The sequence below is a fragment of the Streptococcus sp. NSSLK0004 genome (assembly GCF_059039125.1).
The window spans coordinates 394,254-420,299 of sequence record NZ_CM180142.1 but is presented as its reverse complement, the minus strand read 5'-3'; the positions used below and the strand labels follow the sequence as shown (position 1 = coordinate 420,299).

General features: G+C 41.1%; 24 protein-coding genes and 1 other RNA gene. 4 read left to right on the top strand and 21 right to left on the bottom strand.

What is annotated here, in order from left to right; translation table 11 throughout:
* Window positions 1-23: 23 nt before the first annotated feature.
* The 16 genes from AC4CS8_RS02270 to AC4CS8_RS02195 form a co-directional block, all read right to left on the bottom strand.
* Window positions 24-1,328, bottom strand: a complete 1,305-nt coding sequence (locus AC4CS8_RS02270; protein ID WP_493893354.1) for a trypsin-like peptidase domain-containing protein — start codon at window positions 1,326-1,328, stop codon at window positions 24-26.
* Window positions 1,329-1,448: 120 nt separating this feature from the next.
* Window positions 1,449-1,931 (bottom strand): transcription elongation factor GreA, encoded by a 483-nt coding sequence (greA, locus tag AC4CS8_RS02265; protein WP_493893353.1) that lies wholly within the window; start codon window positions 1,929-1,931, stop codon window positions 1,449-1,451.
* Between the two features lie 77 nt (window positions 1,932-2,008).
* Window positions 2,009-3,586 (bottom strand): endolytic transglycosylase MltG, encoded by a 1,578-nt coding sequence (gene mltG / locus AC4CS8_RS02260; RefSeq protein WP_493893352.1) that lies wholly within the window; start codon window positions 3,584-3,586, stop codon window positions 2,009-2,011.
* A 70-nt stretch (window positions 3,587-3,656) separates the two neighbouring features.
* Window positions 3,657-4,145: a GNAT family N-acetyltransferase gene (locus tag AC4CS8_RS02255; RefSeq protein WP_493893351.1), complete on the bottom strand. Its 489-nt coding sequence runs from the start codon at window positions 4,143-4,145 to the stop codon at window positions 3,657-3,659.
* A gap of 50 nt (window positions 4,146-4,195) precedes the next feature.
* Window positions 4,196-5,527, bottom strand: coding sequence for a UDP-N-acetylmuramate--L-alanine ligase (murC, locus tag AC4CS8_RS02250; RefSeq protein WP_493893350.1), 1,332 nt, complete (start codon window positions 5,525-5,527; stop codon window positions 4,196-4,198).
* A complete protein-coding gene (gene zapJ / locus AC4CS8_RS02245; protein ID WP_493893349.1) occupies window positions 5,527-6,192 on the bottom strand; it encodes a divisome accessory protein ZapJ in 666 nt (221 codons plus the stop codon). Before zapJ ends, murC begins: the two co-directional genes overlap by 1 nt.
* Window positions 6,193-6,301: 109 nt before the next feature.
* A complete protein-coding gene (gene pknB, locus AC4CS8_RS02240; RefSeq protein WP_493893348.1) occupies window positions 6,302-8,242 on the bottom strand; it encodes a Stk1 family PASTA domain-containing Ser/Thr kinase in 1,941 nt (646 codons plus the stop codon).
* Window positions 8,242-8,979, bottom strand: a complete 738-nt coding sequence (locus AC4CS8_RS02235) for a Stp1/IreP family PP2C-type Ser/Thr phosphatase (RefSeq protein ID WP_493893347.1) — start codon at window positions 8,977-8,979, stop codon at window positions 8,242-8,244. Before AC4CS8_RS02235 ends, pknB begins: the two co-directional genes overlap by 1 nt.
* 34 nt (window positions 8,980-9,013) lie before the next feature.
* Window positions 9,014-10,324, bottom strand: a complete 1,311-nt coding sequence (rsmB, locus tag AC4CS8_RS02230; RefSeq protein WP_493893346.1) for a 16S rRNA (cytosine(967)-C(5))-methyltransferase RsmB — start codon at window positions 10,322-10,324, stop codon at window positions 9,014-9,016.
* Entirely contained in the window at window positions 10,314-11,252 is a 939-nt protein-coding gene (gene fmt / locus AC4CS8_RS02225; protein WP_493893345.1) for a methionyl-tRNA formyltransferase, read from the bottom strand. The genes rsmB and fmt overlap by 11 nt, the downstream gene beginning before the upstream one ends.
* 153 nt (window positions 11,253-11,405) lie before the next feature.
* Complete coding sequence (locus tag AC4CS8_RS02220; protein WP_493893344.1) at window positions 11,406-11,834, bottom strand: hypothetical protein; 429 nt, start codon at window positions 11,832-11,834, stop codon at window positions 11,406-11,408.
* A 6-nt stretch (window positions 11,835-11,840) separates the two neighbouring features.
* On the bottom strand, window positions 11,841-12,575 hold the full coding sequence (locus AC4CS8_RS02215) for a low temperature requirement protein A (protein ID WP_493893343.1): 735 nt from the start codon (window positions 12,573-12,575) through the stop codon (window positions 11,841-11,843).
* A 122-nt stretch (window positions 12,576-12,697) separates the two neighbouring features.
* On the bottom strand, window positions 12,698-15,079 hold the full coding sequence (locus tag AC4CS8_RS02210) for a primosomal protein N' (protein WP_493893342.1): 2,382 nt from the start codon (window positions 15,077-15,079) through the stop codon (window positions 12,698-12,700).
* 65 nt (window positions 15,080-15,144) lie between these two features.
* Window positions 15,145-15,459: a DNA-directed RNA polymerase subunit omega gene (gene rpoZ / locus AC4CS8_RS02205; RefSeq protein ID WP_493893341.1), complete on the bottom strand. Its 315-nt coding sequence runs from the start codon at window positions 15,457-15,459 to the stop codon at window positions 15,145-15,147.
* Window positions 15,460-15,482: 23 nt separating this feature from the next.
* A complete protein-coding gene (gmk, locus tag AC4CS8_RS02200) occupies window positions 15,483-16,109 on the bottom strand; it encodes a guanylate kinase (RefSeq protein WP_493893340.1) in 627 nt (208 codons plus the stop codon).
* A gap of 136 nt (window positions 16,110-16,245) precedes the next feature.
* Entirely contained in the window at window positions 16,246-17,859 is a 1,614-nt protein-coding gene (locus AC4CS8_RS02195) for a ribonuclease Y (protein ID WP_493893339.1), read from the bottom strand.
* 131 nt (window positions 17,860-17,990) lie between these two features.
* On the opposite strand from AC4CS8_RS02195, the gene AC4CS8_RS02190 reads away from it, so the two are divergent.
* Entirely contained in the window at window positions 17,991-18,473 is a 483-nt protein-coding gene (locus AC4CS8_RS02190; RefSeq protein WP_493893338.1) for an S-ribosylhomocysteine lyase, read from the top strand.
* A 43-nt stretch (window positions 18,474-18,516) separates the two neighbouring features.
* On the opposite strand, the gene AC4CS8_RS02185 is transcribed toward AC4CS8_RS02190, so the two are convergent.
* The 5 genes from AC4CS8_RS02185 to AC4CS8_RS02165 form a co-directional block, all read right to left on the bottom strand.
* Window positions 18,517-19,857: a cell division site-positioning protein MapZ family protein gene (locus AC4CS8_RS02185; RefSeq protein ID WP_493893337.1), complete on the bottom strand. Its 1,341-nt coding sequence runs from the start codon at window positions 19,855-19,857 to the stop codon at window positions 18,517-18,519.
* Between the two features lie 11 nt (window positions 19,858-19,868).
* Window positions 19,869-21,026, bottom strand: coding sequence for a THUMP domain-containing class I SAM-dependent RNA methyltransferase (locus tag AC4CS8_RS02180; RefSeq protein WP_493893336.1), 1,158 nt, complete (start codon window positions 21,024-21,026; stop codon window positions 19,869-19,871).
* A gap of 51 nt (window positions 21,027-21,077) precedes the next feature.
* Window positions 21,078-21,445: RNase P RNA component class B (gene rnpB / locus AC4CS8_RS02175), an RNA gene on the bottom strand.
* Window positions 21,446-21,465: 20 nt separating this feature from the next.
* The gene (gpsB, locus tag AC4CS8_RS02170; protein ID WP_493893335.1) at window positions 21,466-21,798 is read right to left on the bottom strand and encodes a cell division regulator GpsB; all 333 of its coding nucleotides are present in this window, start codon (window positions 21,796-21,798) and stop codon (window positions 21,466-21,468) included.
* 73 nt (window positions 21,799-21,871) lie between these two features.
* On the bottom strand, window positions 21,872-22,402 hold the full coding sequence (locus AC4CS8_RS02165) for an SLOG family protein (protein WP_493893334.1): 531 nt from the start codon (window positions 22,400-22,402) through the stop codon (window positions 21,872-21,874).
* A 71-nt stretch (window positions 22,403-22,473) separates the two neighbouring features.
* On the opposite strand from AC4CS8_RS02165, the gene recU reads away from it, so the two are divergent.
* Genes recU through rsmG form a run of 3 tightly spaced genes read left to right on the top strand, consistent with a single transcriptional unit; the run spans window position 22,474 to window position 26,017 of the window.
* The gene (recU, locus tag AC4CS8_RS02160; RefSeq protein WP_493893333.1) at window positions 22,474-23,094 is read left to right on the top strand and encodes a Holliday junction resolvase RecU; all 621 of its coding nucleotides are present in this window, start codon (window positions 22,474-22,476) and stop codon (window positions 23,092-23,094) included.
* The gene (gene pbp1a / locus AC4CS8_RS02155; protein ID WP_493893332.1) at window positions 23,075-25,243 is read left to right on the top strand and encodes a penicillin-binding protein PBP1A; all 2,169 of its coding nucleotides are present in this window, start codon (window positions 23,075-23,077) and stop codon (window positions 25,241-25,243) included. The genes recU and pbp1a overlap by 20 nt, the downstream gene beginning before the upstream one ends.
* A 60-nt stretch (window positions 25,244-25,303) precedes the next feature.
* Entirely contained in the window at window positions 25,304-26,017 is a 714-nt protein-coding gene (gene rsmG, locus AC4CS8_RS02150) for a 16S rRNA (guanine(527)-N(7))-methyltransferase RsmG (protein ID WP_493893331.1), read from the top strand.
* The last annotated feature ends 29 nt before the right edge of the window (window positions 26,018-26,046 follow it).

Below are 26,046 nucleotides of genomic sequence, written 5' to 3'. Positions count from 1 at the left end.
GCATTTTTTGCTACTCTTAGTCATTATTTTACTACATAAAAAGAGATGCCTTCATAAGCCCAGCCACGAGTTTGTAAAACAGCACGCTCATTACTATCTGTTGTATAAAGATGGACCTTTAAACCAGAATGATAGAGACGATAAACAGGCACATCTCCATTAGAATACCATGCCTCCCCTTCATAGCGCCAACCACGAGTCTTTAAAATATCACGTTCATTAGCACTGGTCGTGTATAAATGTTCACGAGTTCCAGAATGGTAGAGACGATAGACAGGAGTCCCTGAAGTAGCAGTCTTAAATTTTACCCCCTCATTCGTCCAGCCAATAGAACTCAAATAAGTTACTTCTGATAAATTTTGGGTGTATAGATGTCTCTTGATACCGGGATGGTAAACACGGTAGGTATCTTTCCTAGTTGATTCTGTATAATTTGCAATATCTGTTGTTCCAGAATTTCCTGATTTAGCTAACTGAATCATCGTCAAGACATCACTTGTAATTCTTCTAGCAATATTATAATCGGTGCTTCCTAATATATGGATACCAACAATCTGATTCTGGCTATTAAGTACTGGACTTCCACTTTGACCACTCTCAGTATCTACCGTATAAGCCAGTAAATTACTTTCTACGATGGTAACGGGTGCAAACATAGTATACATCTGATAACCACGATTAAATGGATAAGGGTACCCAGGTACCTGTACTGATTCACCAACACTCACTTCTGTTACTGGTGTCAAATAACCAATTGAGGAATCCAATGCTGTTTTCAATTTAACAACAGCAATATCCGACTCTGCAGCTCCTCCATTTGTTTGATACACACGGAACATATAATAGTCATCTGCTTCATAAGCACCATACGGCTCTGTTGTACCTGATTTAGCTGGATAGGCAACTACAGAACTAGCCCAAATTCCCTTATTCACATCGTAGATATTATGGGCTGCCGTTAAAATTGTATCCTTACCAACTACAACCCCGGTTCCATATGTAATAGTACTGGAAAATACTGAACGCAACATCACGACCGATTGATACGGTACAGTAGTCGTATCTAGCACCTTATAACGCTCATCCGTACCGATAATGGACTCAATTATGCCAGAAGATTCAAGACTTATTTGCTGATCTGTCTCCTCTGTTTCTGTTGAAACTTCTCCCGAACTGCTAGAAGTCTGGGAAGCATCATCGCTGAAAGTAGTGCTTGTAGTCGATGTTGTTTCAGTCGTTGGAACAAGTTCCTCCGCAGATATCATTAAAGAAGAACTTAACAAAAACAACGATAAGAAGAGATAGGATAACCGACTAATCTGCTTCATGTTTCCTCCTACATTGAGATTTATATCACTTTTCTAACTAAGCAAAGAAATATTGCTTTTTACATTAAAGCTTACAATTAAAAAAGAATAGAAATGCCGAACATCTCTATTCATTACATTTTACTTAGTCTTTTCAACTTTCAAAATTTTGATATCATAACTACCAGCTGGTGTCTGTACTATTACAACATCTCCTGTCTTCTTGCCAATCAATGCTTGACCAATCGGACTTTCGTTAGAAATTTTGTTGGAAAAGGCATCTGCACCTGCTGCTCCAACAATGATGTATATTTCTTCGTCCACTTCACCAACTTCTTGAACAGTAACTGTTTTACCAATTGCAACCTCGTCTGCAGCAACCGCATCACTATTAACAATCTCAGCATAACGAATCTTAGTTTCAATGGTGGAAATTTGCCCTTCTACAAAAGCCTGCTCATCTTTTGCTGCTTCGTACTCTGAGTTTTCTGAGAGGTCCCCATATGAACGTGCAATTTTGATACGTTCAACAATTTCTGGTCGGCGAACCAATTTAAGTTCTTCTAGTTCTTTCTCCAATTTTTCCTTTTCTTCAATCGTCATTGGATAAGTTTTTTCTGCCATATTCTTTCTTCTTTCTTTTTCTTTTGTGAAAACAAAATTATGTGGCCTGCCACATAATTTTGCCGTAGAGCTGAGCTCTAGTTATTTAATTGGCTGTTGACATATTTTTCAACGTTTTGATTATGTTCTTCTACTGTTTCTGAATAATAAACAGTACCTGTTTTAACATCCGCTACGAAATAATAGTAATTCGTTTTATTTGGATTGAAGGTTGCTTCGATAGCTGCTAAGCTAGGGCTATCAACTGGACCTGGCATCAATCCTGTATTAACATAAATATTATAAGGCGAATCAATACTTGTATCAATCGTTGCATCTTCTGCCAAGGTGGTCTTCTCTCCCAATTTGCCCAATGCATAAAGAATAGCAATATTGGACTGTAATGGCATGTCAATATTTAAACGATTATAGAAGACACTAGCAATATTTCGACGATCTTCATCAGTTGATCCTTCTTTTTCTACCAAAGACGCCAGTGTCAACAGTTGATTCACAGTTAGCCCTTTTGATGCTAGCTGATCATAATATGGTTGGAGATTAGCATCCATCGTTGCTATCATCTGCTCTACTAAGTCCTCAATTGTTGTTGAGTCCGTATATTCATACGTAGCAGGGAAAAGATAACCTTCCAACTGATACTTGACACCACTATCTGCAGCAGGCAAACTTGCAAATAGATTCGGATAAGTAGTTGCCATACGACTGATGAATTCTTGGTTAGTAACTGTCTTCATGAAGTCTTCAGCTGTAAATGGTGTCGTATCTGATTCATCATCCGTATAAGAGTTACTCGTCACGGCTTGAGAAATTTGTTCTAGCGTATATCCTTCGATGACCAATACTTTTCCTGCAATTGGCTCTTGTGGCTGAGCTGAACCAGATTCCTGCAAGGTCTTAGCCAACTCTTCTAAAGACATTGATTGATTTAAATTATAGTAACCACTCTGAAAGTTATTATAGCTCTTCAATTTTGCATAATAATTAAAAACGGAAGCATTCTTGATTAGATTATTTTCTACCAGAATTTGGCCAATCTGCTGGGTTGACGAACCTTCTGGAATTTCAACCTGAATATTGGTTGTCGAAGTTGCATCAATTGGATCTAGGCAAGATTTCAGATAAGAATACCCTGTAAAACCTGTAATTCCTAAAGTCAATAACACTATTGTCACTACAACCATAACAATCCGGTTAGCTACTTTTTCCTGAGTTTGACGATGAGCTCTGCGACTCCGACGGTCTTGTTTTTGGGATGGTTTTTGTGAAATAATCGTTTCCTCCAAGACATCTTCGTCATCATTCGAATACGCTTGCATGGCTCTATCCAAGGAAAGCTTAGATACTGCTATAGTCTCCGTAAAATCCTCTGTTTCCGATGTCCTTACTTCCTGAAGAGGAATTTCTGTCACGAGCGTGTCTGTCATTTCGACTTCGTCTGTAGAAATAGCTTTCTCCCAGTCCGGCTCAACTTCTTCGGTCAGCTCAGAGAAGAAGGGTTCTCCTTCTTGGGACGTTGGAATAAACTCTTCTATTTCCTTTGGATTCTCAAAGGTATCATTTCCTAAGCGCTCTTTTTTTCGTTCGTCTAATTCTCGCAAGATTTGTTCACGAAAACCAGACGATCGTGTGTGTTTTTCATTTGAATCGTTTGACACAGATGGGCTCCTTTCACACAAATCCACGTTAGTATATCAAAAATCTCTTTAAAAAGCAAGAGACGTCCTTTTAAGGGGTTTTCCAATACATATCATACCATTGTTGATTCCCCAATCGAGACTCTGAAATACCACAGTCTTCAAAGCCGTTCATTTCGTAATAACGAAGAAGATAATCCTTGCAAGTTAAGCTAACTCCACGATATCCTTTCATTACAACAAGCTCTTTTAAAGCAGCCAAGAGTAAGGTGCCAACGCCTTGACCCTTAAACTTTGGTGCAACAGATAAACTTGCAATTGCTAAGTACTTCATTTCTTCCACAGTATCATCTAACTTATAAAATATCTCATCCGTCACACGATTTCCTATGGTTGGTCGAGCCAAGAGGTACCCAGCCAATTCCTGCTGATCACTTTCCATAACTAGACAAGTTTGATTCAGATGATTTACATAATAGGTTAAAATTTGATCAGCAATTTGCTCTTCTGGCTTAAAATTTTCTCTTTCTAAAGAAAGAATTGCAGGCAAATCTTTTATGTTAGCAAGTCGTATCTCCATTTCATCTCCTCCAGTGAGAAAAAGGCTGGGGATTAGCCAGTCTCTTTCTCCTATTGTACATTATTCGATAAATTAGACAAGAGCCGTTCAAAAGAGTATTCGTAGGACTGAATATCACCCGCTCCCATGAAAACATAAACAGCATTATCATGGTCAAGGAGAGGCGAGGTATTCTCAACAGTCACCAGACCACCTTTCTTGCTGATTTTAGCCGCCAAATCTTCCACTTTTACCTGACCGTTATCTGTCTCGCGCGCTGATCCATAAATTTGCGCCAAATAGACTGCATCTGCATCATTCAAGGCTTTTGCAAAGTCATCCAAGAGGGCAATAGTACGTGTAAAGGTGTGAGGTTGGAAAATCGCTACAATCTCTTTACTTGGATATTTTTGACGAGCTGCATCTATGGTCGCAATAATCTCTGTCGGATGATGAGCAAAGTCATCAATAATGACCGTTCCATTGACTACTTTCTCAGTAAAACGACGTTTGACTCCACCAAATGTTTTCAAATGCTCTGCCACCAAGTCTAAATCAAAACCAGCAACATAGAGATTGGCAATCACTGCTGTCGCATTCATGACATTGTGTTTTCCAAAAGTCGGAATTTGGAATTCCCCAAGCTCTTCCTCACCATGACGCACCTTGAATTGTGAGCCTGTAGTTGACGGTTTCAAATCATAAGCAACAAAGTCATTGTTTTCTTTGAAACCATAGTAGTAGATTGGCGCATCAGCTGTAATCTTACGGAGTTGCTCATCTTCTCCATAGAGGAAGAGGCCTTTTTTGACCTGTTTTGCATAATCATTGAAAGCATTGAAAACATCTTCTAAACTCGTAAAGTAGTCTGGATGATCAAAGTCAATGTTAGTGATGATACTATACTCTGGATAGTAAGGCTTGAAGTGGCGTTCGTATTCATCCGATTCAAAAACGAAATATTGCGCATTGGCAGAACCACGTCCCGTACCATCACCAATCAGGTAGCTTGTATCTGTAATATTGTGCATAACGTGGGCTAAAAGACCAGTTGTAGAGGTCTTTCCATGGGCACCTGCTACGCCAAGACTAGTAAAGTTTTTCATAAACTCACCAAGGAATTCATGGTAGCGTTTATAGGTCAAGCCCTGCTCATCAGCATAAGCAATTTCAGTGTTGTTATCTGGACGAAAGGCATTTCCTGCAATTAGTTCCATATCTGCCGTGATATTCTTAGCATCAAATGGTAAAATTGCAATACCTGCTTGCTCCAAACCACGCTGGGTAAAGTAATATTTCTCAACATCACTTCCCTGTACCCTGTGTCCCATTTGGTGTAACATCAGGGCAAGAGCACTCATACCAGAGCCCTTGATTCCAATAAAGTGGTAGGTTTTGGTCATTAGATTCCCTCTTCTATATGTGTTAAATTTAATTCTTGCGCCAATTGGCGTTCTTTTTGTACCTTGTTCTCAGGGTAATTATAAACCTGACTCTTTTTCAAAAAATCATATGAATTCTTCTTAGCTGTTTGTTCTTCCTGGCGATCTTCTTTCTTCAAAGAATAAACAGTGGGTAAGTCTGCTAATATATACGTCTCTTGACGCAGTTTGTCTGCTAAATAGCCTAAACGTTCCACACGACTATCTGTCACAGGATTCATCGGTTCTCTCTTAACCACTTTGGCTGGCTGTGGTTTATCATCTGTTAAATAGGCTGCAGATTTTTTTCGCTTAATATCCTCACGAGCCATTTCACGAGCTAACTGCACTTGAGTTTTTCCAAGGAAACGTTCTTCACGTTTTGGTTTTTGCAACCGTTCCTTTCGAGAATAAGAGCTAGTCCGTGCTTCAAATAAAGGAGGTAATAAGTCTGTTTCATCAACTACCGAAGAGGTTTTTTGCGGTTGACTAGCTTCTTGAGGTGCTTCTCCTTCAAAGGTTCGTTCCTGATAAGGGCCCCTAATATTGCTAATGAGGTCTGCCTCCTCATATAAATTCATGACGGCCTGCTGACCCACTAGAATTTCATCGTCTGCAATTAGAGGAAATCGTCTTTCAAATACCATTATCGATTCATCCTTTCAAACCCTAATTATATCATATTGTAACATATTTAGCCATCTTTATACTCTTAAGAATACAAAAAGAGATTGGGGAAAGGCCCAACCTCTAACTTTATTGTGATGAGTTTGTTGTAGTGCTAGTGCTCGAAGATGAACTTGTAGTACCAATAACAGAGACATAGAGGGTGACTGTATCACCAATGGGCTCTCCCGCTGCTGGATACTGGTTTACTACAAGATCTCCAGATGGACTAACGTAATTCTGATTTTCAACTCGCTCAATTATAGATACGGACACCCCTAAATCTTGGAGCTGTCTACGAGCATCAGCATAGTTCACCTGCATTACTCCGAAGTTTGGCATAACAATAGCAGATCCCTTTGAAATAACTAGATTAACCGTACCATTCTTCGACAAACTGGTATTGGCTTCCGGATCTGTACTGATAACGAGGCCTGAGGCTACCGTATCACTGTACTCTTCTGTAATCGTTCCAACTTTAAAACCAGCATTTTGTAAGGTTTGGGTTGCCGAATTCTGCGTCTTCCCAATCACATCTGGGACTGTCAGCTGTTCGATTCCTTCAGAGACTACCATTGTTACTGTGCTACCTTTTGCTTGGCTAGAATTGGCTTTAGGGTCTGTTTCAATAACTAAGCCTTCTTCAACACTATCGCTGTTCCTATATTCAACTTGAACAACAAAGCCAGCGTTCTCTAACTCTTGCTGGGCAGTCGCTTCATCTTTTGAAACTACATCTGGAACACTGACTGTTTCAGTTGTTGCCAACACAATGTCGACAGCACTTCCTTCACGTTTAGAAGTATTGGCTGTAGGATTGGTCCGAATAACCTTACCTTCTTCAACATCAGCTGACTCTTCCGAAGTAACCTCTCCTACAATTAAACCCGCTGACTCAATTTGCTGAGTTGCCGACTCCAAGGTTTGTCCTGCTACATCTGGAACTTTCACCGTTGCTGGGGTATTATAAATCAGTGCAATAAACGCTGCAATTAACAACAAAAATGTTGCAATCAGCACTTTGTAACGCATTCTAAGTTTTTTCTTTTTAGGCTTAGGCGTTAATTGTGAAGGAGTTGGGGAAGCTTTTTGGGGAGAAGAAGCCAATGGTTGCTTCATCTCAGATGTCGCTTGAGAAAGTTTGGGAAGAGTTTTTGTATCGACTTTATTACCTTCCAACCGAACACGCTGTTCATGACGACGGTCCATAGACAAGGCAGATGCTAAATCCGCATACATCTCTGCAACAGTCTTATACCGCTCAGTTAACTTCTTTGCTGTCGCCTTTAATACAATATTTTCAAGCGATTGGGGAACCTGCGGATTTTCTTCTCTCACAAGTGGTAGGGGTGTTTGAAAATGCTGAAGAGCAATCGTTACGGCACTATCTCCGTCATAAGGAAGTCTTCCTGTTAGCATTTCAAAAAGAATGATCCCCATGGCATAAATGTCACTCTGAACAGTTGCTTTAGAACCACGAGCCTGTTCTGGCGAAAGATAATGAACGGATCCCAGCATGGAATTCGTTTGGGTTAGACTAGTCTCAGCAAACGCGACTGCAATACCAAAGTCTGTAACTTTGGCAACACCATCTCGAGTCAAGAGAACATTCTGTGGTTTCAAATCCCGGTGGACAATCCCCCTAGTGTGCGCAAGTCGCATTGCAAGAAGAATTTGCCCCATAATTCTCACAGCATCAGCGTTTGAAAGCGGAGCGTTTTCTTTAATATAACGCTTCAGATCCAAGCCATCTACGTATTCCATCGCAAGATACTGTTGCCCATCTTCTTCACCGATATCTGAGATTCGAACAATATTAGGATGATCTAACTCAGCCATAGCCCGCGCTTCCCGTTGGAAACGTTGCACAGCAATTTGATCTGTTTGGTAGTTGGTTCGCAATACTTTGACCGCAACTTCCTCACCATCCAAAATCAAATCTCGAGCCAGATAAACATCTGCCATCCCGCCACGACCAATCTGACGAATGATTCGATAGCGACCAGCAAAGATTTTTCCAATCTGAATCATTACCTAGCCTCCTCCGTAATATAAAGGAGAGCTACCGTAATATTGTCTGTTCCACCAGCATTATTAGCAAAACGAATCAATGTTTCTGCCTTACTATCCAACGCGACATCACTGAGCATAATATCACGAATATCATCAGCCGATACCATATTCGTTAAACCATCACTACTGATAACAATATAATCACCAACCTCCAAGGTTTTCAAAGCTATATCTGCTTCAATGGGGTCCTGTTGTCCAATAGACTGAGTTACAAAGTTCTTTTGTGGATGATGTTGAGCTTCCTCTTCTGTAAGTTGACCCGCACGTACCAATGCACCAACAAGAGAATGATCGTTGGTTAATCGTATGTACTCGCCATTGCGAACAAGCCCGATACGAGAATCGCCCACATGAGCATATATCATTTGGTTATCAATGATGATAACCGCCTCTAAGGTTGTTCCCATCCCTTTGTATTCTTCCAAGAGGCCTAACTCATGAATCTTTTGATTTTCCGCATCTAAGATAGAAACTAGCCATTCCCTCGCATCATTCAAGGTTGTGACTTGTTCATCTACCCAAGCAGTTCCTAAATCTGTCGCTGTCATCTCACTGGCAATATGACCAGCACGATGCCCACCCATTCCGTCTGCCAAAACAATTAAATCAATTCCTGCACGATTGGTGTAGCGATTGACATAGTCTTGATTGTTGGAACGTTTTTGTCCCACATCTGTTAATAGTGCAATTTCCATAGTATTTACTTGCTGAAAATCAGCAACCTCCTCTTTAGGATTTTCTTCTTACTTGACCGATGAAAAAGCCATCAGTCCCATAGAGTTCAGGGGTAATCAGGATACAACCCTCTTGAACAATGTCTGAGCAAGGATGTGTCAAAGCTACTTGTTCAAAGTCAGGATGTGTTTCCAGAAAGGCCTGAATCACTTCTTGGTTTTCCTTACCTATAATAGTACAGGTGCTATAGGTTATTATACCACCTTTTTTAAGACTTTTGCAAACACTATCCAGTATCTGAAGTTGAATAGCCTGCAAGGAAGAAAAGTCTTGTGCCTCTTTGTTATAACGGATATCTGGCTTTCTTCGAATCAATCCGATTCCTGAACACGGAGCATCCACTAGGATTTTATCAAAGGTATCTGGTCCAAATTCCTCATGTACTCGACTGGCATCCAAGCGCTTGGTCTCAATCTTATCTGCTAGACCTAAGCGATTAGCATTTTCCTCAATCAAGGCTAGTTTATGGTCATATAAATCTAGTGCGAGAACTTTACCGCTTGTTAGATAACTTGCTATATGACAGGTTTTTCCCCCCGGAGCCGCACAGGCATCTAAAATCATCTCATCTCCCTGAACATCCAAAGTTGGAGCTACCAGCTGACTGGTTTCATCCTGAATGGTGATGAGACCCTTTCTGAAATAATCCGTGCCAGCAAAATGTCCATGGGATTTTACCAGACCAACAGGCGATAGCTGAGAATATTCGGCATCAAATTCCTTTACCAAGCGTTCAACTTGTTGGTAATCCGTCACACGAACGCTGGCTTTATTTCGAACATGTAGACTTTGAAAAATTTGCTCCGCACGCTCATCACCGTATTCTGTAATTAAGGTTTGAACTAACCAAACCGGTACTGAATATTGGATGGACAGGCGTTTATTCTTCCGTTTGATATCCGCTGGGTTGGGCAAAGAATCTCGACTAATTTTACGCAAAATGGCATTGACAAATTTGTCAGTCCCATGCTGTCTCTTGGCAATATTGACCGCTTCATTGACAACTGCGTGAACAGGTAGTTTATCCAAATAGACCAACTGGTACAAACTCAGCATGAGTAGATAGTAGACCCACTTATCTAACTTGTCCCTGTCTTCTATGAAATGAGCCAAGTACCACTCTAGAGTCATTTTCCGTGAAACCGTACCGTAGACTAACTCGGTCGCCAATCTCTTATCCTGCGCTGATAGCTTAGAAGATTCCAAGGCTTTATTCAGCGCAATGTTGGAATAGGCTCCTTGTTCAAAGACCTGCTCCAGCACAGTTAAGGCTAGACTTCTTGCTGTTTCATATTTATTGACCACCAAATTGATCTCCTACTGCGATATCTCGACCGGCACCATTTAAAAAGTCTGCAATGGTCATTTTAGGCTTGCCAGCTGGCTGTACGGTTTTCAAGGAAATAGCTCCCTGTCCTGTGGCAATGACTAATTCTTTTTTGGTTCGGGAAATGACTTGACCGATTGGACCTGAACCTTCAACTTCTACAGCTTCTTGAATTTTGAAGCGTTCTCCTTGCCAATGGGTATGTGCCACTGGCCACGGATACATGCCTCGAATCTGGTTGAAGAGTTGACGAGCCGTCTTATTCCAATCAAGTACTTCTTCTTCTGGCTGAATATTTGGAGAGAAGGTCACTTGTTCTGGATTTTGAGCGACTGGTTTCAAGTCACCAGCAATATAAGCTGGCAATGTTTTCAATAACAAGTCCCGTCCAACGATAGCCAACTTTTCAAACAAGGTACCAACATTGTCACTTTCCTCGATGGCAATGCTGTCACTTGAAATCATATCGCCAGCATCCATTTCCTTGACCATTTCCATGATGGTCACACCTGCTTGCTCATCACCATTAATCAGGGCATAGTGAATCGGTGCACCGCCACGATATTTAGGAAGGAGGGAGGCGTGAACATTGACGGAAAAATCAACCGAGTTCAACAATTTTGTCGGCAGGAATTGTCCAAAGGCTGCCGTCACAATACCATCTGCTCCTAGCCTCATCAATTCTTCCATCTCTTGACTGCCTGATAGTTTCTCTGGTTGATAGACTGGCAAATGATACTCCAAAGCTACTTCTTTCACCGGTGTCATTTGAATGACTTTTTTCCGACCGACAGCTCGGTCTGGCTGGGTCACTACAGCAAGTATGTCATATTTTTCATCAGCCAATAGACCTTTTAGGACTGTCGCTGAAAATGCTGGAGTTCCCATAAAAATCAACTTCGTCATCTTTTCGTTCTCATCTCCTTTTCATTTTCTGGTTCATATCAATTATACTATCCCCTAATTATATCATTTTTACTTATTTTTTCCTTAATTAAAGGCTGATTCGCATCAAAATGGGCAATAAAAAAAACGACCCTAAGATCGGCTTTAAGCTATCTAGTTAAAATCACGGTGGTTTTGACTAGGGTCAGGGTGTGGAATATTTTGATTTTCACGTATTCTATGTCGCAACTTCATGTAATAATGGCTTATGCCCCAGAAAAAGATAATGAGCAAAATCGATTGATGCAACACGTGAGCACCTATTAGTAATGAGACCACGATAAAGAGTACAATTCCCAATGCAAAGATAGCAAGGTACTCTATTTTCATCCGATAAAGTTCTTGATTGTATAGAGTTGTCAAAAGCGTTCCGATATAAAAAAGCGTTACACCAATTAGAAACATTTGGAGCCCTGTCCCTGCATGATGGTGGTCAGCAAGGAATTCACCCCCCACTGTAAAGAAATTAATCCCCATGAAGATTAAGATATGCATGTAAAAAAGTGGCGCCACATTAGCAGGACGATGATGATCAATGGCCAAAAAAGTCTAGGTCATATAGAACATGAACATCAAGGCCATTCCAAAGAATAAAAGCGCGCCCTGATAAAGATTTTCCGTAATAGGATAGGTACTGATAATTGCGATAACAGCCTCACCAAATGTCAGAATGGTTACCAACTGACTTCGCTCTACTGCATGTGGAAAATTGGTCTTGGTTTCAACTCCCTTGTAGAAAAAATGATTGGCAAAACGCGGTAAGATAAGCGGCAAAAGATAGATTGCTAGACTAATCGGACCAATATCTAACCATCCCAAAACTGCAGGAATCAAAGACATGATATAGATACCCATGAGCCCCATGTTGACCTTCATATCTAGATTAAAGCCAAGAACACGTCCCTTCAAGAAATATTGCAAGGCAATCACTCCATAGGATGTAATTAAAAGCAGGTTAAAAGAGACGACAGTTGGACTTCCAGCATTTAAGGAGCTAAAATCCATATTGAAGTTGAGAGCCATATTCCCAAGGAAAAACATGAGAGCAATGACAGTAAAAATATCAATCCTTCTAGAATCACCATACTTCTCATAGAAAAAGACCTCATTAACCCAGACCATAAGCAAGGTGACATTTGAAATGATGAAGGCTAAGATAGCATCTACAGTAATCTCCTCTAAGTGCATAGCACTGGTTAGTCTCCCAATCGCAAGAACCAAGGCTAAGTCAAAAAAGAGTTCGTAGTTAGACACACGTTTTGCGCGAACAATTTTGTTAGACATATGCTTCCTTTCAAATAGTTTTCCTATCTATTATACCATAGGGAATAAATCGCTCCTATAAAATTTTCAAAGCAATAAAACACTCCTGTTTCTATTTCAACAGGAGTGTTTTTACATCAATATCACATCATATTCTGTGGTTCATTATCAATAACCAAACGCAAGTCCTTCATCTCCTTTTCCTGTGTCCAGTCCAGGATATGATTGAGAACAGCCTCAAGATTTTCTTCCTTGCGGTACTTGAGGATGATCTGATAATGATAAAGATTGTGGGTGCGGGCAATAGGTTTAGGTGTAGGACCCAGGATGCGGATACTATCACTGAGATTTTCCCGTAAAAAGCTAACTACCTCAAAAGCCTTCTGCACCACAAACTCTTCCGACTTGTGCGATAGGGTCAAACCCACTGTAAAATAGTAAGGCGGATAGCCAAGATTCTTCCGAATACCCATCTCATAACGGTAAAAACCCTCGTAGTCTTGCTCTTTGGCAAAAGCAATAGCATAGTGATGAGGGTTGTAAGTCTGAATCAAGACCTCTCCCTCCTTATCTGCACGACCAGCCCGTCCAGCCACCTGAGTCAAGAGTTGGAAAGTCCTCTCCGATGAACGAAAATCAGGCAAATTCAGGGCTGTATCTGCATTGAGAACACCAACCAAGGTCACATTTGGAAAATCCAACCCCTTAGCAATCATCTGAGTTCCCAAGAGAATATCCGCTTCTCCTCGACCAAAGCGTTCTAAAAGCTCCTCATGAGCCCCTTTTTTCCGTGTAGTATCGACATCCATCCGTAGAATACGCGCCTCTGGCACTAACTCTTGCAATTCATCAAAAGCCTTCTGTGTCCCTGTGCCATAGTAACGAATGGACCGCGATTGGCAGTTAGGACAAGCCTGTGGAATAGCCTTTTGAAAACCACAATAGTGACAATTCATAGACCGACTATCCATGTGTAAGGTCAAGGAAATATCACAATTGGGACACTGGTCAACCGTTCCACAATCCCGACACATGACAAAGGAGGAATAACCCCTACGGTTCAACATGAGAACCACTTGCTCATCCTTGGCTAATTTTTCTCGAATCTTCTCCAACAAGACCGGTGTAAAATTGCTGGCTTCCTGTTGCCCAATGTAGGCTCGGAAATCCACCACCTGCACCTCTGGAATTTTCGCCAGAGGATTGGCCCGCTGATTGAGCGTCAAAAGTCCGTACAGTCCTCGACTGGCTCGAGCCCGCGTTTCCAAACTAGGTGTTGCCGACCCTAATACGAGAACGGCTTGATTATAGTCTGCACGCAACTTAGCGACATCACGCGCATGGTAGCGAGGATTGCTGTCCTGTTTATAGGTCGCCTCGTGCTCCTCATCGATGATAATGGCCCCCAGATTTTTCAAGGGAGCAAAGACTGCCGAGCGAGCACCGACCACCACCTGCGCCTGTCCTTGCTCGATTTTGCGCCACTCATCATACTTCTCTCCATCTGAAAGCCCCGAGTGTAAAATTGCCACCTGCTGTCCAAAACGAGCAATAAAACGGTTGGTAACCTGGGGCGTCAAGGAAATCTCAGGTACCAACATAATAGCAGTCTTCCCCTGAGCCAAAACACGCTCAATCACCTGCAGATAGACCTCTGTCTTACCCGAACCCGTCACCCCCTGAAGCAGATAGGTCTGACTTTCTTGACCGATTGTCGATACAATCTGATTGACCGCAATAGCCTGTTCAGGATTTAGCGTCAAAGGTCGGCTACTTTCCACCTTGTCAAAATAAGCCTGACTACGACGAACCTCTTCCTCCCAAACCTCTATCAAACCTTCCTCTTCAAAAAAGTCTAAAATATCCTTTGAATAGTCCCCTCGTAAGCTCGCTAGGGGCGCAGGCTCTGCCTGCTGCAAGAGCAGAGCTTTGAGTTGCTGGCGTTTCTTGGCACGCTTGCTAATGTCAAAATCTGCTAGTTTGTCCTGACAGACCCGATACCATTTTTCCCGTTTGATATGCTTTTTATCTGTGGCAACATAGTCCACCTCAATCTTACCAGCCTGAGCCAATCGCATGACACCTGCCTGAGATTCAACATCCAAATCCGAAAAACGAATTTCCTCCTGATTGCCAAACAAACTTTCCTGCTCTGCTTTTTCCAAAGAAGCCTTAGGGCGTAAAATCTTATCGTAGGTCGAGTTAAGAAGATTGGGCAACATAGCTTTTAGGAGGCTAATCTTGTAGGAAAAAACCGTCTTTCGTAGCTGTTCTGCCAACCAAAGTTGCTCGGTCGTTAAAACAGGACGAAAGTCCAAAATCTCTGCGACGTCCTTGATTTCTGCTTTTGCAGGTTCATCCAACAAGCCAATTACAATCCCTTGAATCAGGCGGTTGCCCTTGCCAAAGGGAACGTGTACCCGCACACCGACTTCAATCATGCCCTCCCATTGTGGTGGAATCCGATAGGAATAAGGTTTATCCGTCTGCATGAGGGGAACATCCACGATGATTTCTGCTAACATAGCGCCTCCTTTCTCATTCATAGCCAAAAGAAACCCAGCTGCTTCCAACTGAGTTCTTCCTTGTCTTAAATCTTGTCGCCTTCTTCTTTTTCTTTGGCGATTTGTTCTTTAATTTTGCGTTCTTCTTCTTCCTGACGACGACGCTCTTCTTCTGCACGGCGACGAACAGCTTCACGCTTAGCTTCTGGATCAGGATGAATCACTACATTGCCAGACTCAATTTCTTCCAAGGCACGCAAGGTTGACTTAACAGAGCTGAAGTTTTGAGTCGGTTTTGCACCAGCTTCCAATTCATGCGCACGCTTTGCTTCCAAGATAACCAATGAATACTTTGACGGAACCTTGTCCAACAAGGTGTCAATAGAAGGTTTTAACATCATAATTCTTTACTCTTTTCTATTTTTTACCGAATACTAGCTTGTTCGCTAATCATCTCATCATAACGACCAATGACACGATCCACACGGAAATGTTCTGCCTCAATGATGCGTTTAACACGTTCGGCAGCTAAAGGCACTTGGTCATTCACAACCGCATAATCATATTCACGCATGAGAGCAATTTCTTCCTTGGCACGTTCAATACGTTGTTCGATTACTTCCTGACTATCTGTACCGCGACCAACCAAACGGTCCTGTAATTCTTCCAAATCAGGTGGCGTCAAGAAGATAAAGACACCATCTGGTACTTTCTTCTTCACTTGAAGAGCCCCTTGCACTTCAATTTCCAAAAAGACATCTACACCACGATCCAAGGTCTCATTGACATAGGTCAATGGTGTACCATAGTAGTTGCCGACATACTCAGCATATTCCAACATCTGTCCTTGGCGAATCAAGTCCTCAAACTCTTCACGGCTACGGAAGAAATAATCAACGCCGTCCACTTCGCCTGGACGTTGTGGGCGGGTAGTCATGGACACAGAATATTCAAATTTATTATCGGAGCTTTCAAAAATCTCCTTGCGAACTGTTCCTTTCCCCACGCCAGAAGGCCCAGAAAATACGATTAGTAAACCACGTTCAGTCATGACATCTCCTTTAATCTTTCATTCTAGTGTAACAAAAATCAAGGCAGATTTCAACTGCTTTGAGTAGGAAAATCATATCTCCTGTCATTGCATTTCTCTGAATCGCTCAAAAGAAAAACAAGCCAAAGCTTGCTTTCTATTTGGCAACGTCTGTTGCACGTGTTTCACGAATGACCGTGATTTTGATATTGCCTGGATAATCCAAGTTATTCTCAATCTTCTCGCGAATATCATGTGCCAAAATGGTAATCTTATCATCATTTACGATATTCGGATGTACAATGATACGCACTTCGCGTCCTGCTTGAATAGCATAAGCCTGCTTGATGCCATCAAAGCTATGAGCAATTTCTTCCAAGTCTTGCAGACGCTTGATGTAAGCTTCCATAGACTCACGACGTGATCCCGGACGAGCTGCACTAAGAGCATCTGCCGCTGCCACAACAACTGCAATTGTTGAAGTTGGTTCTACATCTCCGTGGTGACTGGCAATAGCATTGACAACAATTGGATTTTCCTTGTACTTCTTAGCCAACTCTGTCCCGATTTCCACGTGGCTGCCATCAACTTCTCGGTCAATAGCCTTACCAATATCGTGTAAGAAGCCTGCACGACGAGCTAGGTTGACATTTTCTCCTAGTTCAGCCGCCAAAACTCCCGCCAACTTAGCCACTTCAATAGAGTGACGAAGGACATTTTGTCCATAAGAGGTGCGGAAATGCAAACGTCCCATAATTTTAATCAAATCTGGATGTAAGTTTGGTGCACCTATTTCATAGGCTGCTGCCTCACCATATTCACGGATACGATGATCCATTTCCACACGATGCTTTTCAACCAACTCTTCAATACGAGCTGGATGGATACGACCATCTTGAAGAAGAGCTTCCATAGTCATACGGGCGATTTCCCGACGAATTGGGTCAAACCCTGAAAGAACTACTACCTCCGGTGTGTCATCAATGATAACATCAATACCCGTTAAGCTTTCAAAAGTACGGATATTTCGTCCCTCACGACCGATGATTCGTCCTTTCATAGTATCATCTGGGAGATGAACAGAAGTGATTGTTTGCTCTGCAACGTATTCCCCTGAAATACGCTGCATAGCTTGAGCTAGAAGATCCTTCGCAGTCTTATCTGCCCGTTCCTTGACTTCACGTTCTGCTTCTTTGATACGAGTCGCAATCTCATGAGAGAGTTTATCACGCGTATCTGTCAAAATAATTTCGCGTGCTTCTTCTTGGCTAAGAGAAGCCACTTTTTCTAATTCTTGAGCCTTTCGCTCTTCCAGTTTTGCAACTTCCTGCTCACGCTCATCAATGTGTTTAGATTTATCTGTCAGGCTTTGTTCTTTTTGTTCTAAAGCCTTCTCTTTATTCGTTAAATTATCGTCTTTGCGGTCCAAGCTGCTCGCACGCTCTGTTAAACGTGCTTCAGTTTGTTTCAGCTCTTGTCGTTCTGACTTGAACTCCTCCGCCACTTCCTCCCGATATTTACGTGCCTCTTCTTTGGCTTCCAAGAGCAATTCTTTCTTCAAGGATTGACGATCACGTTCAGCTGTTTTAATAATAGCTTCTGCATCATTTTCGGCCTTCCCTCTAATATTACTTGCTTCTTGTTCAGCATTCAAAACTGTCAGCTCTGCCGATTCTTTGGCAGATTTCATTTTCAAAGAAATGGCTAGGTAACCAATCGCTAAACCAATGAGAGCAGAAATCAGGGCTACAAGAATTGGTTGTAGTTCCATCTTCTACCTCTTTTTATATTATTTTTAGATTCAAAAAAAATCCTCTTCTATTCTATCATAATTGAAACGATTTCACAATCTAAAAACTGAAAACATGATATAATATTCTTAAAGAAAAAAAGGAGAAAGACATGCCTAAAGAAGTAATTGTTGAAAGTTTTGAATTGGATCACACTATTGTAAAAGCGCCCTATATCCGCTTGATTTCGGAGGAAGTTGGTCCTAAAGGAGATATCATTACCAACTTTGATATTCGTCTGATTCAGCCCAATGAGAATGCTATGGATACTGCAGGTTTACACACCATCGAACACCTACTAGCGAAACTAATTCGTCAGCGAATTGATGGATTAATTGACTGCTCTCCTTTTGGTTGCCGAACTGGCTTCCATATGATGATGTGGGGTAAGCAAAATCCAACTGAAATTGCTAAAGTCCTCAAGTCGTGTTTGGAAGAAATTGCTAACGGCATAAGCTGGGAGGACGTTCCGGGAACAACCATTGAGTCTTGTGGAAATTACAAGGATCACAGTCTTCATTCTGCCAAAGAATGGGCAAAATTGATTTTAGAACAAGGGATTTCTGACAATGCCTTCGAACGAAATCCTGTATAGAAAAAAAGCGGTCGCCCGCTTTTTTGTTTTCATCTACTTCATATTAATAGTCTAGTGCATCTGAATGACCTGAACCATTTCCGACGAAGTAACCTGTCTTACAGTTGATTGAGAAAAGGTAGGTTCCATCAGGTTTGAAGAGGTTGTAGTAGCCATTGCCATTGATAATATTCACTTTCTCAAGGATATAGTTATTTCCTGTGATATAACCACGTTGTTGCGAAATGGCAATGATTTTTTCGAGAACACCTTCTCCAAAGACCCAAGCTTCATTCGTTGCATCATCAATCTTAGTTTGGTCGTAAGGAACGCGGCTAAGATTTCTCTGCAAGGTAACTCCTGCTGGTACCGCAATACCATAGAGTGGATTACCAGTAGTCGCTGCTATTGTTCCACTTGACGTAGCTGCTGTCGTACCGCTTGTTGTCCCACTTGTCGTCGCGGATCCTGTTGTATCTGCTACTTGAGCAGATGCAGTCGCTGCTGTTTGTTGAGATTGTCCAAAGTTAATGGCAGATGTCAACAAGGTATCCACACTACTTAAACCTGTTGTGGTTGCTGTGAAAGTCGCATCAGATTTAACGGTTGCAGTGGTATCCAACTCCCCGTTTACAATCAATTCTTTATCAAATTGATAGTTGAGTGTTTGGATAGCTTGAATGGCTTTTGCCAGAGCATCATATTTTGCTTTAGCTGTTTTGTAAGCCTCGCTACTTGTGTCCATTTTATCTAAGAGGGCTTTCAACTCTGATAACTTTCCAAACTCACTATTCTTTAGCTTGGTTTGCTCTGCATCCACAAAGAAGCTAGCATATAAGGTATTAAAGGCTGTCAAATTGGCATCTTCCGCACTTGAGCTACTAGTGCTAGCAGTTTGGCTAGTACTAGTACTACTATCCGTGCTAGACTGACTGTTGTTCAGCGAATTCATTAGCATAAAGATGCCACTTACTACGGCGACGAATAAGACGAAAAGGCTAACCAAAATGATTTCCTTTTTCTTGCCCGACTCCTCTTCATACACTTCTTCAGATGTATCTAAGGGAGTCGTTTCTATTTCTGACTCGAGTCTCTCTTCTTCTGTCGCTTGGGACTGTTCTGCTTCTTCTTTGGTTGCGAGAGGTTCTTGATCTTGTTCTACTTCTGACTGACTTAAATTTTCCAAGCCTGTTAAATCTAATGTTTGAATTTCTTGTTTCTTAGTTTCAATTTCTTGGCGATGTTGTTTGATATATCGATCTAGTACTCCATCATCCTGAGTGATGCCTGCTTGAATTTCCTTATGTTTCTTCACTGCCTCACCGACAGTCATATCTTTAGCAACTTCAAATTCCAGTACATTTTCTTCGTTACCATTTAACGGTTGTTTTCCTTTTTTAGCCACTAATTCTTCTCCTATTCCTGTCTGTTACGTTTGACACGCTGGCCAAAGTATTGATACAAATCAACTTTCAAAGTTCCATTATAGAGCTTGCGTTTCTTATCCGCCACACTACCGTAACGACTTTCAAATTGCTCATCACTGGTTAGAATGAACTTAGACCATGTTTTTAAAGGAGCAAAGGTTTGTCCCATCTCCCGATAGAGCTGAGCAATCCCTTCATCATCCAACAAGCGTTCCCCATAAGGAGGATTGGAAATAACGACACCATTTATTTTATCCGTATGCAAATCCTGCAAACGCATTTGCTTGAACTGAATATCTTCTTCAACACCTGCCGCAAAAGCATTTTTCTTTGCAATTTCTATCATACGGGCATCGATATCTGATCCAACAATATCCAAATCCAAATCATCTTTGATAGCCATTTGTGCCTTCTTACGGAATTGCTCTACTAAATTCTGGTTTACCCAATTCCATTCTTCAAAAGCAAAACTACGTTTCAACCCTGGGGCTATGTTCTTAGCCAGCATCGCAGCCTCAATACAGAATGTTCCAGATCCACAAGTTGGATCAATTAGGGGTTTATCTGGATACCAGTTAGACAGTTGCAAAATGGCTGCAGCCATATTTTCCTTGATAGGTGCTCCACCTTTTTCAACCCGATAGCCACGCTTGAAAAGACTAGAGCCTGTGGTATCAATATAAATGGTTGCCATATCCTTCAAAATTGAAACCTCAATCTTGAACTCTGCTCCCACTTCTTGTAGTGGGACTCCTTCTGGCCTAGAAAAGTGCTTTTGTAACTTTTTAACGACTGCCTTTTTAGAAATCGCTTGTACACTAGGTTCGTTATGTAATTTTGACTTAACACACTTGGCCTTTGAAATAGGAAACTTGCACCCCAAGGGCAGATAGTTCTCCCAATCTAAGCTAAAAACTCCTTGAAAAAGCTCTTCGAAGGTTCTTGCTTGAAATTGTCCTACTACAATCTTGATACGGTCAGCTGAGCGCAACCAGAGATTGGTTTCTATGATGGTTTCTATTCCACCTTCAAAGCGGACGCGACCATTCTCTACCTGACATTCATAGCCGAGGTTGCGAATTTCCTTGCCAACAACAGCTTCTAGCCCTGCCGCTGCTGTAGCAACTAATGTAAATGTTTCTTTCATTGATTCTCCGATAAGAAAAGCTAGCAGAGCTAGCTACCTATTTATGCAATTTTCTATAAGCCATGTTTTGTTCCAGCGATACTAGGCGCTATCGCTTTCGATAATCATCTGTCTACCGTTTTAAAAAACAGTCAGGACTTCTGTTCGTTTCCATCCATCCCATGCCCCGACCAAAGTTTGGGTTGCTAGCTTGAGGGGTTTACCGCGTTCCATTTTTTACGTTTCCATAAAAACTTCGTCACTGTGGCACTTTCAGGCTTACTTTGGCATATCTGAAGACTTAGCCATTTTAGCCGCCGTAACGTCTTAGACGTCCCTAGGCTTATGCATTCGCCTAGCACAAACACTACCGGCATCACAGCCAGTGCTAGCATGGACTTTCCTCATGGTAGCGAACTACCACGCGATTATCCAAAAATTGCAAAAAATCCAATCACTCTTAATCTTGTGCGATTTGTTTGCCAAACACCTCTTTTTCAAGACGATTTAAACGGCGTAAAATATCAAAATTCGTCGCCGAAGATGCACGTTCAGTACGAAGTGTCTCTACATCATCTGACACTGCCACACTAGCAGGCCGAGGAGCATTCGCTGCCTGAGCTTTCAAGCGAGCAATCTCACCTTTCAACTCCTTAATAATTGCCTCATAAGCATCATAATCTTTCATAATATCATCAAGAAAGTCATTGACTTCATCTTGATCATATCCACGAAAACCAATTTTAAAATCTTGCTCAAAAATATCTTTAGTTGTAAATTTAATACTTGCCATTTCTCTCTCCATTAGTAAAACATTATCGGTACTATTATATTAAAAAAAATAGGGAAAAATCAAGTCATATTACTTATTTTTCTTCAAAATTTTCTGCCACTTCATTCAAATGGTCGAAAGTCAGTTCTTTTCTAGAGTAATTGTTCTTTTTTAAGATTAGGTGATAAAGATATTTCAAGTTTGTTTCATTTTCACTTTCGTAAAAAATATATGTCCCATCTGTATTATCAAGTAGAAAATGATTATAGTCTCTAAATTGACGCGGTGTTTCATAACGAGGATAGGCATATTTAACAAAATCAACCGATTTAAATTGATTTAATTTGCTTTGATTATTCTCATTCCAATTCTCTCCATGATTCTCAAAAGGAAAAATTGTAGCTAATTTGCAATGATAGCCTTCACTTCGTAGCTCCTTTAAAATTTCTAGACACCAATACTCAAAGCCTAGATTACCAGTAAAGACGAACCAATCTGTCCCTTCTTCTATCAATTTTTCCAAATCATCTCTGATTGCTTTTTTTATTACCGACATTCTGGGGTCTTTATCAGAATAAATTCCTAAATCCGTGTGTCGATAACCTGCTATCAAAATACTCGTCATACGCTTAACTTGTACTCTTTTCTTTGATTGTGATATAATATACTGATACCATTTTATCAAGAAGGAGTTCTATGGTCAATTATCCTCATCAGATAAATCGAGCTTCCAAGGGGACAGAAGCACCTCCTCTAAAAAATCGGACAAACTTTGCGAATCGCGGTATGTCTTTCGAGGCAGCCATAAATGATAGCAACCTTTACTATCTTGCACACGGAAAAGCGGTCATCCATAAAAAACCCACTCCTGTTCAAATTGTAAAAGTAGACTATCCAAAGCGTAGTCGTGCAAAAATTGTCGAAGCCTACTTTCGTCAAGCTTCAACTACCGACTACTCCGGTGTATTTAAGGGGCGGTATATCGATTTCGAAGCCAAAGAGACGCGTAACAAGACTGCGATGCCTATGAAAAACTTTCACGCTCATCAAATTGAGCACATGGCACAAGTCTTGCAACAAGACGGCATCTGCTTTGTGTTGCTCCATTTCTCCGTCTTGAAACAAACTTATCTCTTACCAGCAGCTGATTTGATTGCTTTTTATCAGATCGACCAAGGTAAAAAATCCATGCCTATAGACTATATTCGTCAACATGGCTACGAAATTCTATTAGGGGCTCTCCCAAGTCTTCCCTATCTAGAAGTTATTGAAAAAAATTTATTAGGTGGTGACTTTAGTGAAAAAGTTAAATACTAAAAGACTTATCCTACATTCCATTAACGCAATCCTTGTGGGTATTCTATTACTGGGGATTGGGCTAGCTTGTTATGTAGTTTACTGTGCTTCATCTGCTCCTAAGTTAACAGAAGAAGCCTTGACTGCAACCGTTTCAAGTAAAATCTATGACAAAGATGGTTTTTTGATTGCCAATCTTGGTTCAGAGAGACGTTCTAACGCAGAAACAGGAGAAATTCCAACTGACTTGGTCAATGCAATTGTTGCGATTGAGGATCAAAGATTTTTTGAACATCGAGGTATCGATGTCATTCGTATTGCTGGTTCCCTAATTAACAACATTTCCGGAGGAAATTTGCAAGGTGGTTCAACCCTAGATCAACAATTTATCAAATTAACCTATTTCTCTACTTCTGCTAAGGACCAGACTATTAAACGCAAAATCCAAGAAGCATGGTTAGCACTCCAACTAGAACGTCGCAATACCAAACAAGAGATACTAACATACTATGTCAATAAGGTTTACATGTCTAATGGAAACTACGGTATGAAGACGGCGGCAAAATCTTTTTACAATAAGGAACTCAAGGATCTTTCTTTGGCACAACTAGCCTTGTTAGCTGGTATGCCACAAGCTCCTAATCATTACGACCCTTATGCCCAACCCGAAGCAGCAAAAAATAGGCGAGATTTAGTGCTATCTCAAATGCTAGAACAAGAGTATATCACACAAGAGCAATACGATGCTGCCGTAGCAACTCCTATCGAGGATGGTTTGCAACCTTTAACCAACAACAGTGCTTATCCTGCCTATATGGATAATTACCTGAAGGAAGTTATCGAAGAGGTAGAAGCAAAGACCGGCTACAATCTCCTAACAACTGGAATGGATGTTTATACCAATGTTGATAGTACAGCTCAACAAGAACTATGGAACATTTATAACACTGATACTTACATAACTTACCCAGATGATAACTTCCAAGTGGCATCAACCGTTGTAGATGTATCAAACGGTCGCGTTATCGCCCAGCTAGGTAGTCGAAATCAGGATGCTAACGTCTCCTTTGGTACCAATCAGGCTGTTGAAACTAACCGAGATTTTGGTTCAACCATGAAACCCATCACTGATTACGCACCAGCATTAGAGAATGGCGTCTATACATCTACTGGCGATACCATTCTCGATGCCCCTTACAATTTCCCAGGCTCCACAACGCCCGTTTACAACTGGGACAGGGGCTACTATGGAACTATTACACTAAAAACAGCGATTCAGTATTCGCGCAACGTTACCGCTGTCAAAGCACTGGAAGAAACAGGGCTAACAAAAGCAAATGACTTCCTAAATAGCGTTGGTATCTATTATCCCGAACTACTCTATTCAAATGCTATTTCAAGTAATACAACAGAGTCTAGCTCAGAATACGGAGCTAGTAGTGAAAAAATGGCTGCAGCCTACGCTGCTTTCGCAAATGGCGGAACCTATTATGCTCCTTATTACGTGAATAAAATTGTTTTCAGCGACGGAACAACAACCGACTACAGTTCCGAAGGCAAGAAAGTTATGACTGAAGAAACAGCCTACATGATGACTGATATGCTCAAGAGTGTAATGAGCTATGGGACAGGGCTAAACGGTGCAGTCTATGGCGTTCCTATGGCTGGTAAGACAGGAACTTCTAACTATTCCGATACAGAAATCACTGATATTTTAGCTTCAAACGAAGCGGCAAATTATAGTTACATGGTTGTTCCTGACGAAAATTTCGTCGGCTATTCAACCAAGTATTCTATGGCTGTTTGGACCGGTTATACTAATCGAAAAACTCCTGTCCTTGACAGTGGCATGAATATTGCTACTGATGTTTTCAGGAATATGATGGCCTATCTCAACCCTGTTGAAACAGCTGTGGATTGGGAAATGCCAGATGGTCTATATACGTATGGTAACTACCTGTATCTTGAAGGAGCATCTCCTAGGTACAATTATTCTTATTCCTATTCTTATTCTTACAGTTCATCTGAACTACCGTCTTCAAGCGATAGCGATATCAATAGTGATAGCAGTAGCTCTGGTCAAACGACGATTACCTCTAGTAGCGATGTGACAACAACTTCTTCTACTGATGATATAACTACTACAACCACAACGCCATCTTCGCCATAATTAACCAACCCAGATTAAATCTGGGTTTTTCTTTTTCAGCATTTATGTTATGATAGACTTATGAAACCAGAAGAATTTTATCAAGCACTGGCAGAAAAAGGTTTTATACTTACTGACCAGCAAAAATATCAATTTCATCGCTATTTTCAATTACTGATTGAATGGAATGAAAAAATCAATTTAACGGCCATTACTGAAGAAGATGAGGTTTATCTTAAACACTTCTATGATTCGTTAGCTCCCGTGTTGCAAGATTATTTGAACAATCAGCCAATTCGACTCTTAGATATTGGTGCGGGAGCCGGCTTTCCCAGCCTACCTATAAAAATTCTTTGTCCGACCATAGAAGTAACCATTATTGACTCTCTTAACAAACGAATCTCCTTTCTACAAGTACTTGCAGAAGAGTTACAGTTAGAAGGAGTACATTTTTATCATGGTCGGGCAGAAGATTTTGCTCAAAACAAGACATTTCGTGCTCAGTTCGATATCGTCACTGCTCGGGCAGTTGCTCGCATGCAGATTTTATCCGAGCTAACTATTCCCTACCTCAAACTAAACGGTCGCTTAATTGCACTCAAAGCTTCTCATGCGGGAGATGAATTACAAGAGGCTAAGACTGCACTCTCTCTATTATTTGCAAAAGTTATCGACAATAGGGACTATTTCCTTCCGAACGGCGATCCTCGTACTCTGACAATCGTCGAGAAGAAAAAAGAAACCCCTAATAAGTATCCCCGCAAAGCTGGAATACCAAATAAAAGACCCTTATAAAAAGACTGGAATGTTCTGTTAGACATTCC

Coding starts and splice junctions, on each gene's coding strand:
- rsmG (WP_493893331.1), top strand. CDS start 25,304: ATGAAACCAGAAGAATTTTATCAAGCACTGGCAGAAAAAGGTTTTATA.
- AC4CS8_RS02215 (WP_493893343.1), bottom strand. CDS start 12,575: ATGTCTAACAAAATTGTTCGCGCAAAACGTGTGTCTAACTACGAACTC.
- AC4CS8_RS02180 (WP_493893336.1), bottom strand. CDS start 21,026: ATGAAAGAAACATTTACATTAGTTGCTACAGCAGCGGCAGGGCTAGAA.
- AC4CS8_RS02195 (WP_493893339.1), bottom strand. CDS start 17,859: ATGGAACTACAACCAATTCTTGTAGCCCTGATTTCTGCTCTCATTGGT.
- greA (WP_493893353.1), bottom strand. CDS start 1,931: ATGGCAGAAAAAACTTATCCAATGACGATTGAAGAAAAGGAAAAATTG.
- AC4CS8_RS02255 (WP_493893351.1), bottom strand. CDS start 4,145: ATGGAGATACGACTTGCTAACATAAAAGATTTGCCTGCAATTCTTTCT.
- AC4CS8_RS02165 (WP_493893334.1), bottom strand. CDS start 22,402: ATGACGAGTATTTTGATAGCAGGTTATCGACACACGGATTTAGGAATT.
- AC4CS8_RS02235 (WP_493893347.1), bottom strand. CDS start 8,979: ATGGAAATTGCACTATTAACAGATGTGGGACAAAAACGTTCCAACAAT.
- AC4CS8_RS02270 (WP_493893354.1), bottom strand. CDS start 1,328: ATGAAGCAGATTAGTCGGTTATCCTATCTCTTCTTATCGTTGTTTTTG.
- rpoZ (WP_493893341.1), bottom strand. CDS start 15,459: ATGATGTTAAAACCTTCTATTGACACCTTGTTGGACAAGGTTCCGTCA.
- gmk (WP_493893340.1), bottom strand. CDS start 16,109: ATGACTGAACGTGGTTTACTAATCGTATTTTCTGGGCCTTCTGGCGTG.
- AC4CS8_RS02210 (WP_493893342.1), bottom strand. CDS start 15,079: ATGTTAGCAGAAATCATCGTGGATGTTCCCCTCATGCAGACGGATAAA.
- fmt (WP_493893345.1), bottom strand. CDS start 11,252: ATGACGAAGTTGATTTTTATGGGAACTCCAGCATTTTCAGCGACAGTC.
- murC (WP_493893350.1), bottom strand. CDS start 5,527: ATGACCAAAACCTACCACTTTATTGGAATCAAGGGCTCTGGTATGAGT.
- zapJ (WP_493893349.1), bottom strand. CDS start 6,192: ATGGTATTTGAAAGACGATTTCCTCTAATTGCAGACGATGAAATTCTA.
- recU (WP_493893333.1), top strand. CDS start 22,474: ATGGTCAATTATCCTCATCAGATAAATCGAGCTTCCAAGGGGACAGAA.
- gpsB (WP_493893335.1), bottom strand. CDS start 21,798: ATGGCAAGTATTAAATTTACAACTAAAGATATTTTTGAGCAAGATTTT.
- AC4CS8_RS02190 (WP_493893338.1), top strand. CDS start 17,991: ATGCCTAAAGAAGTAATTGTTGAAAGTTTTGAATTGGATCACACTATT.
- pknB (WP_493893348.1), bottom strand. CDS start 8,242: ATGATTCAGATTGGAAAAATCTTTGCTGGTCGCTATCGAATCATTCGT.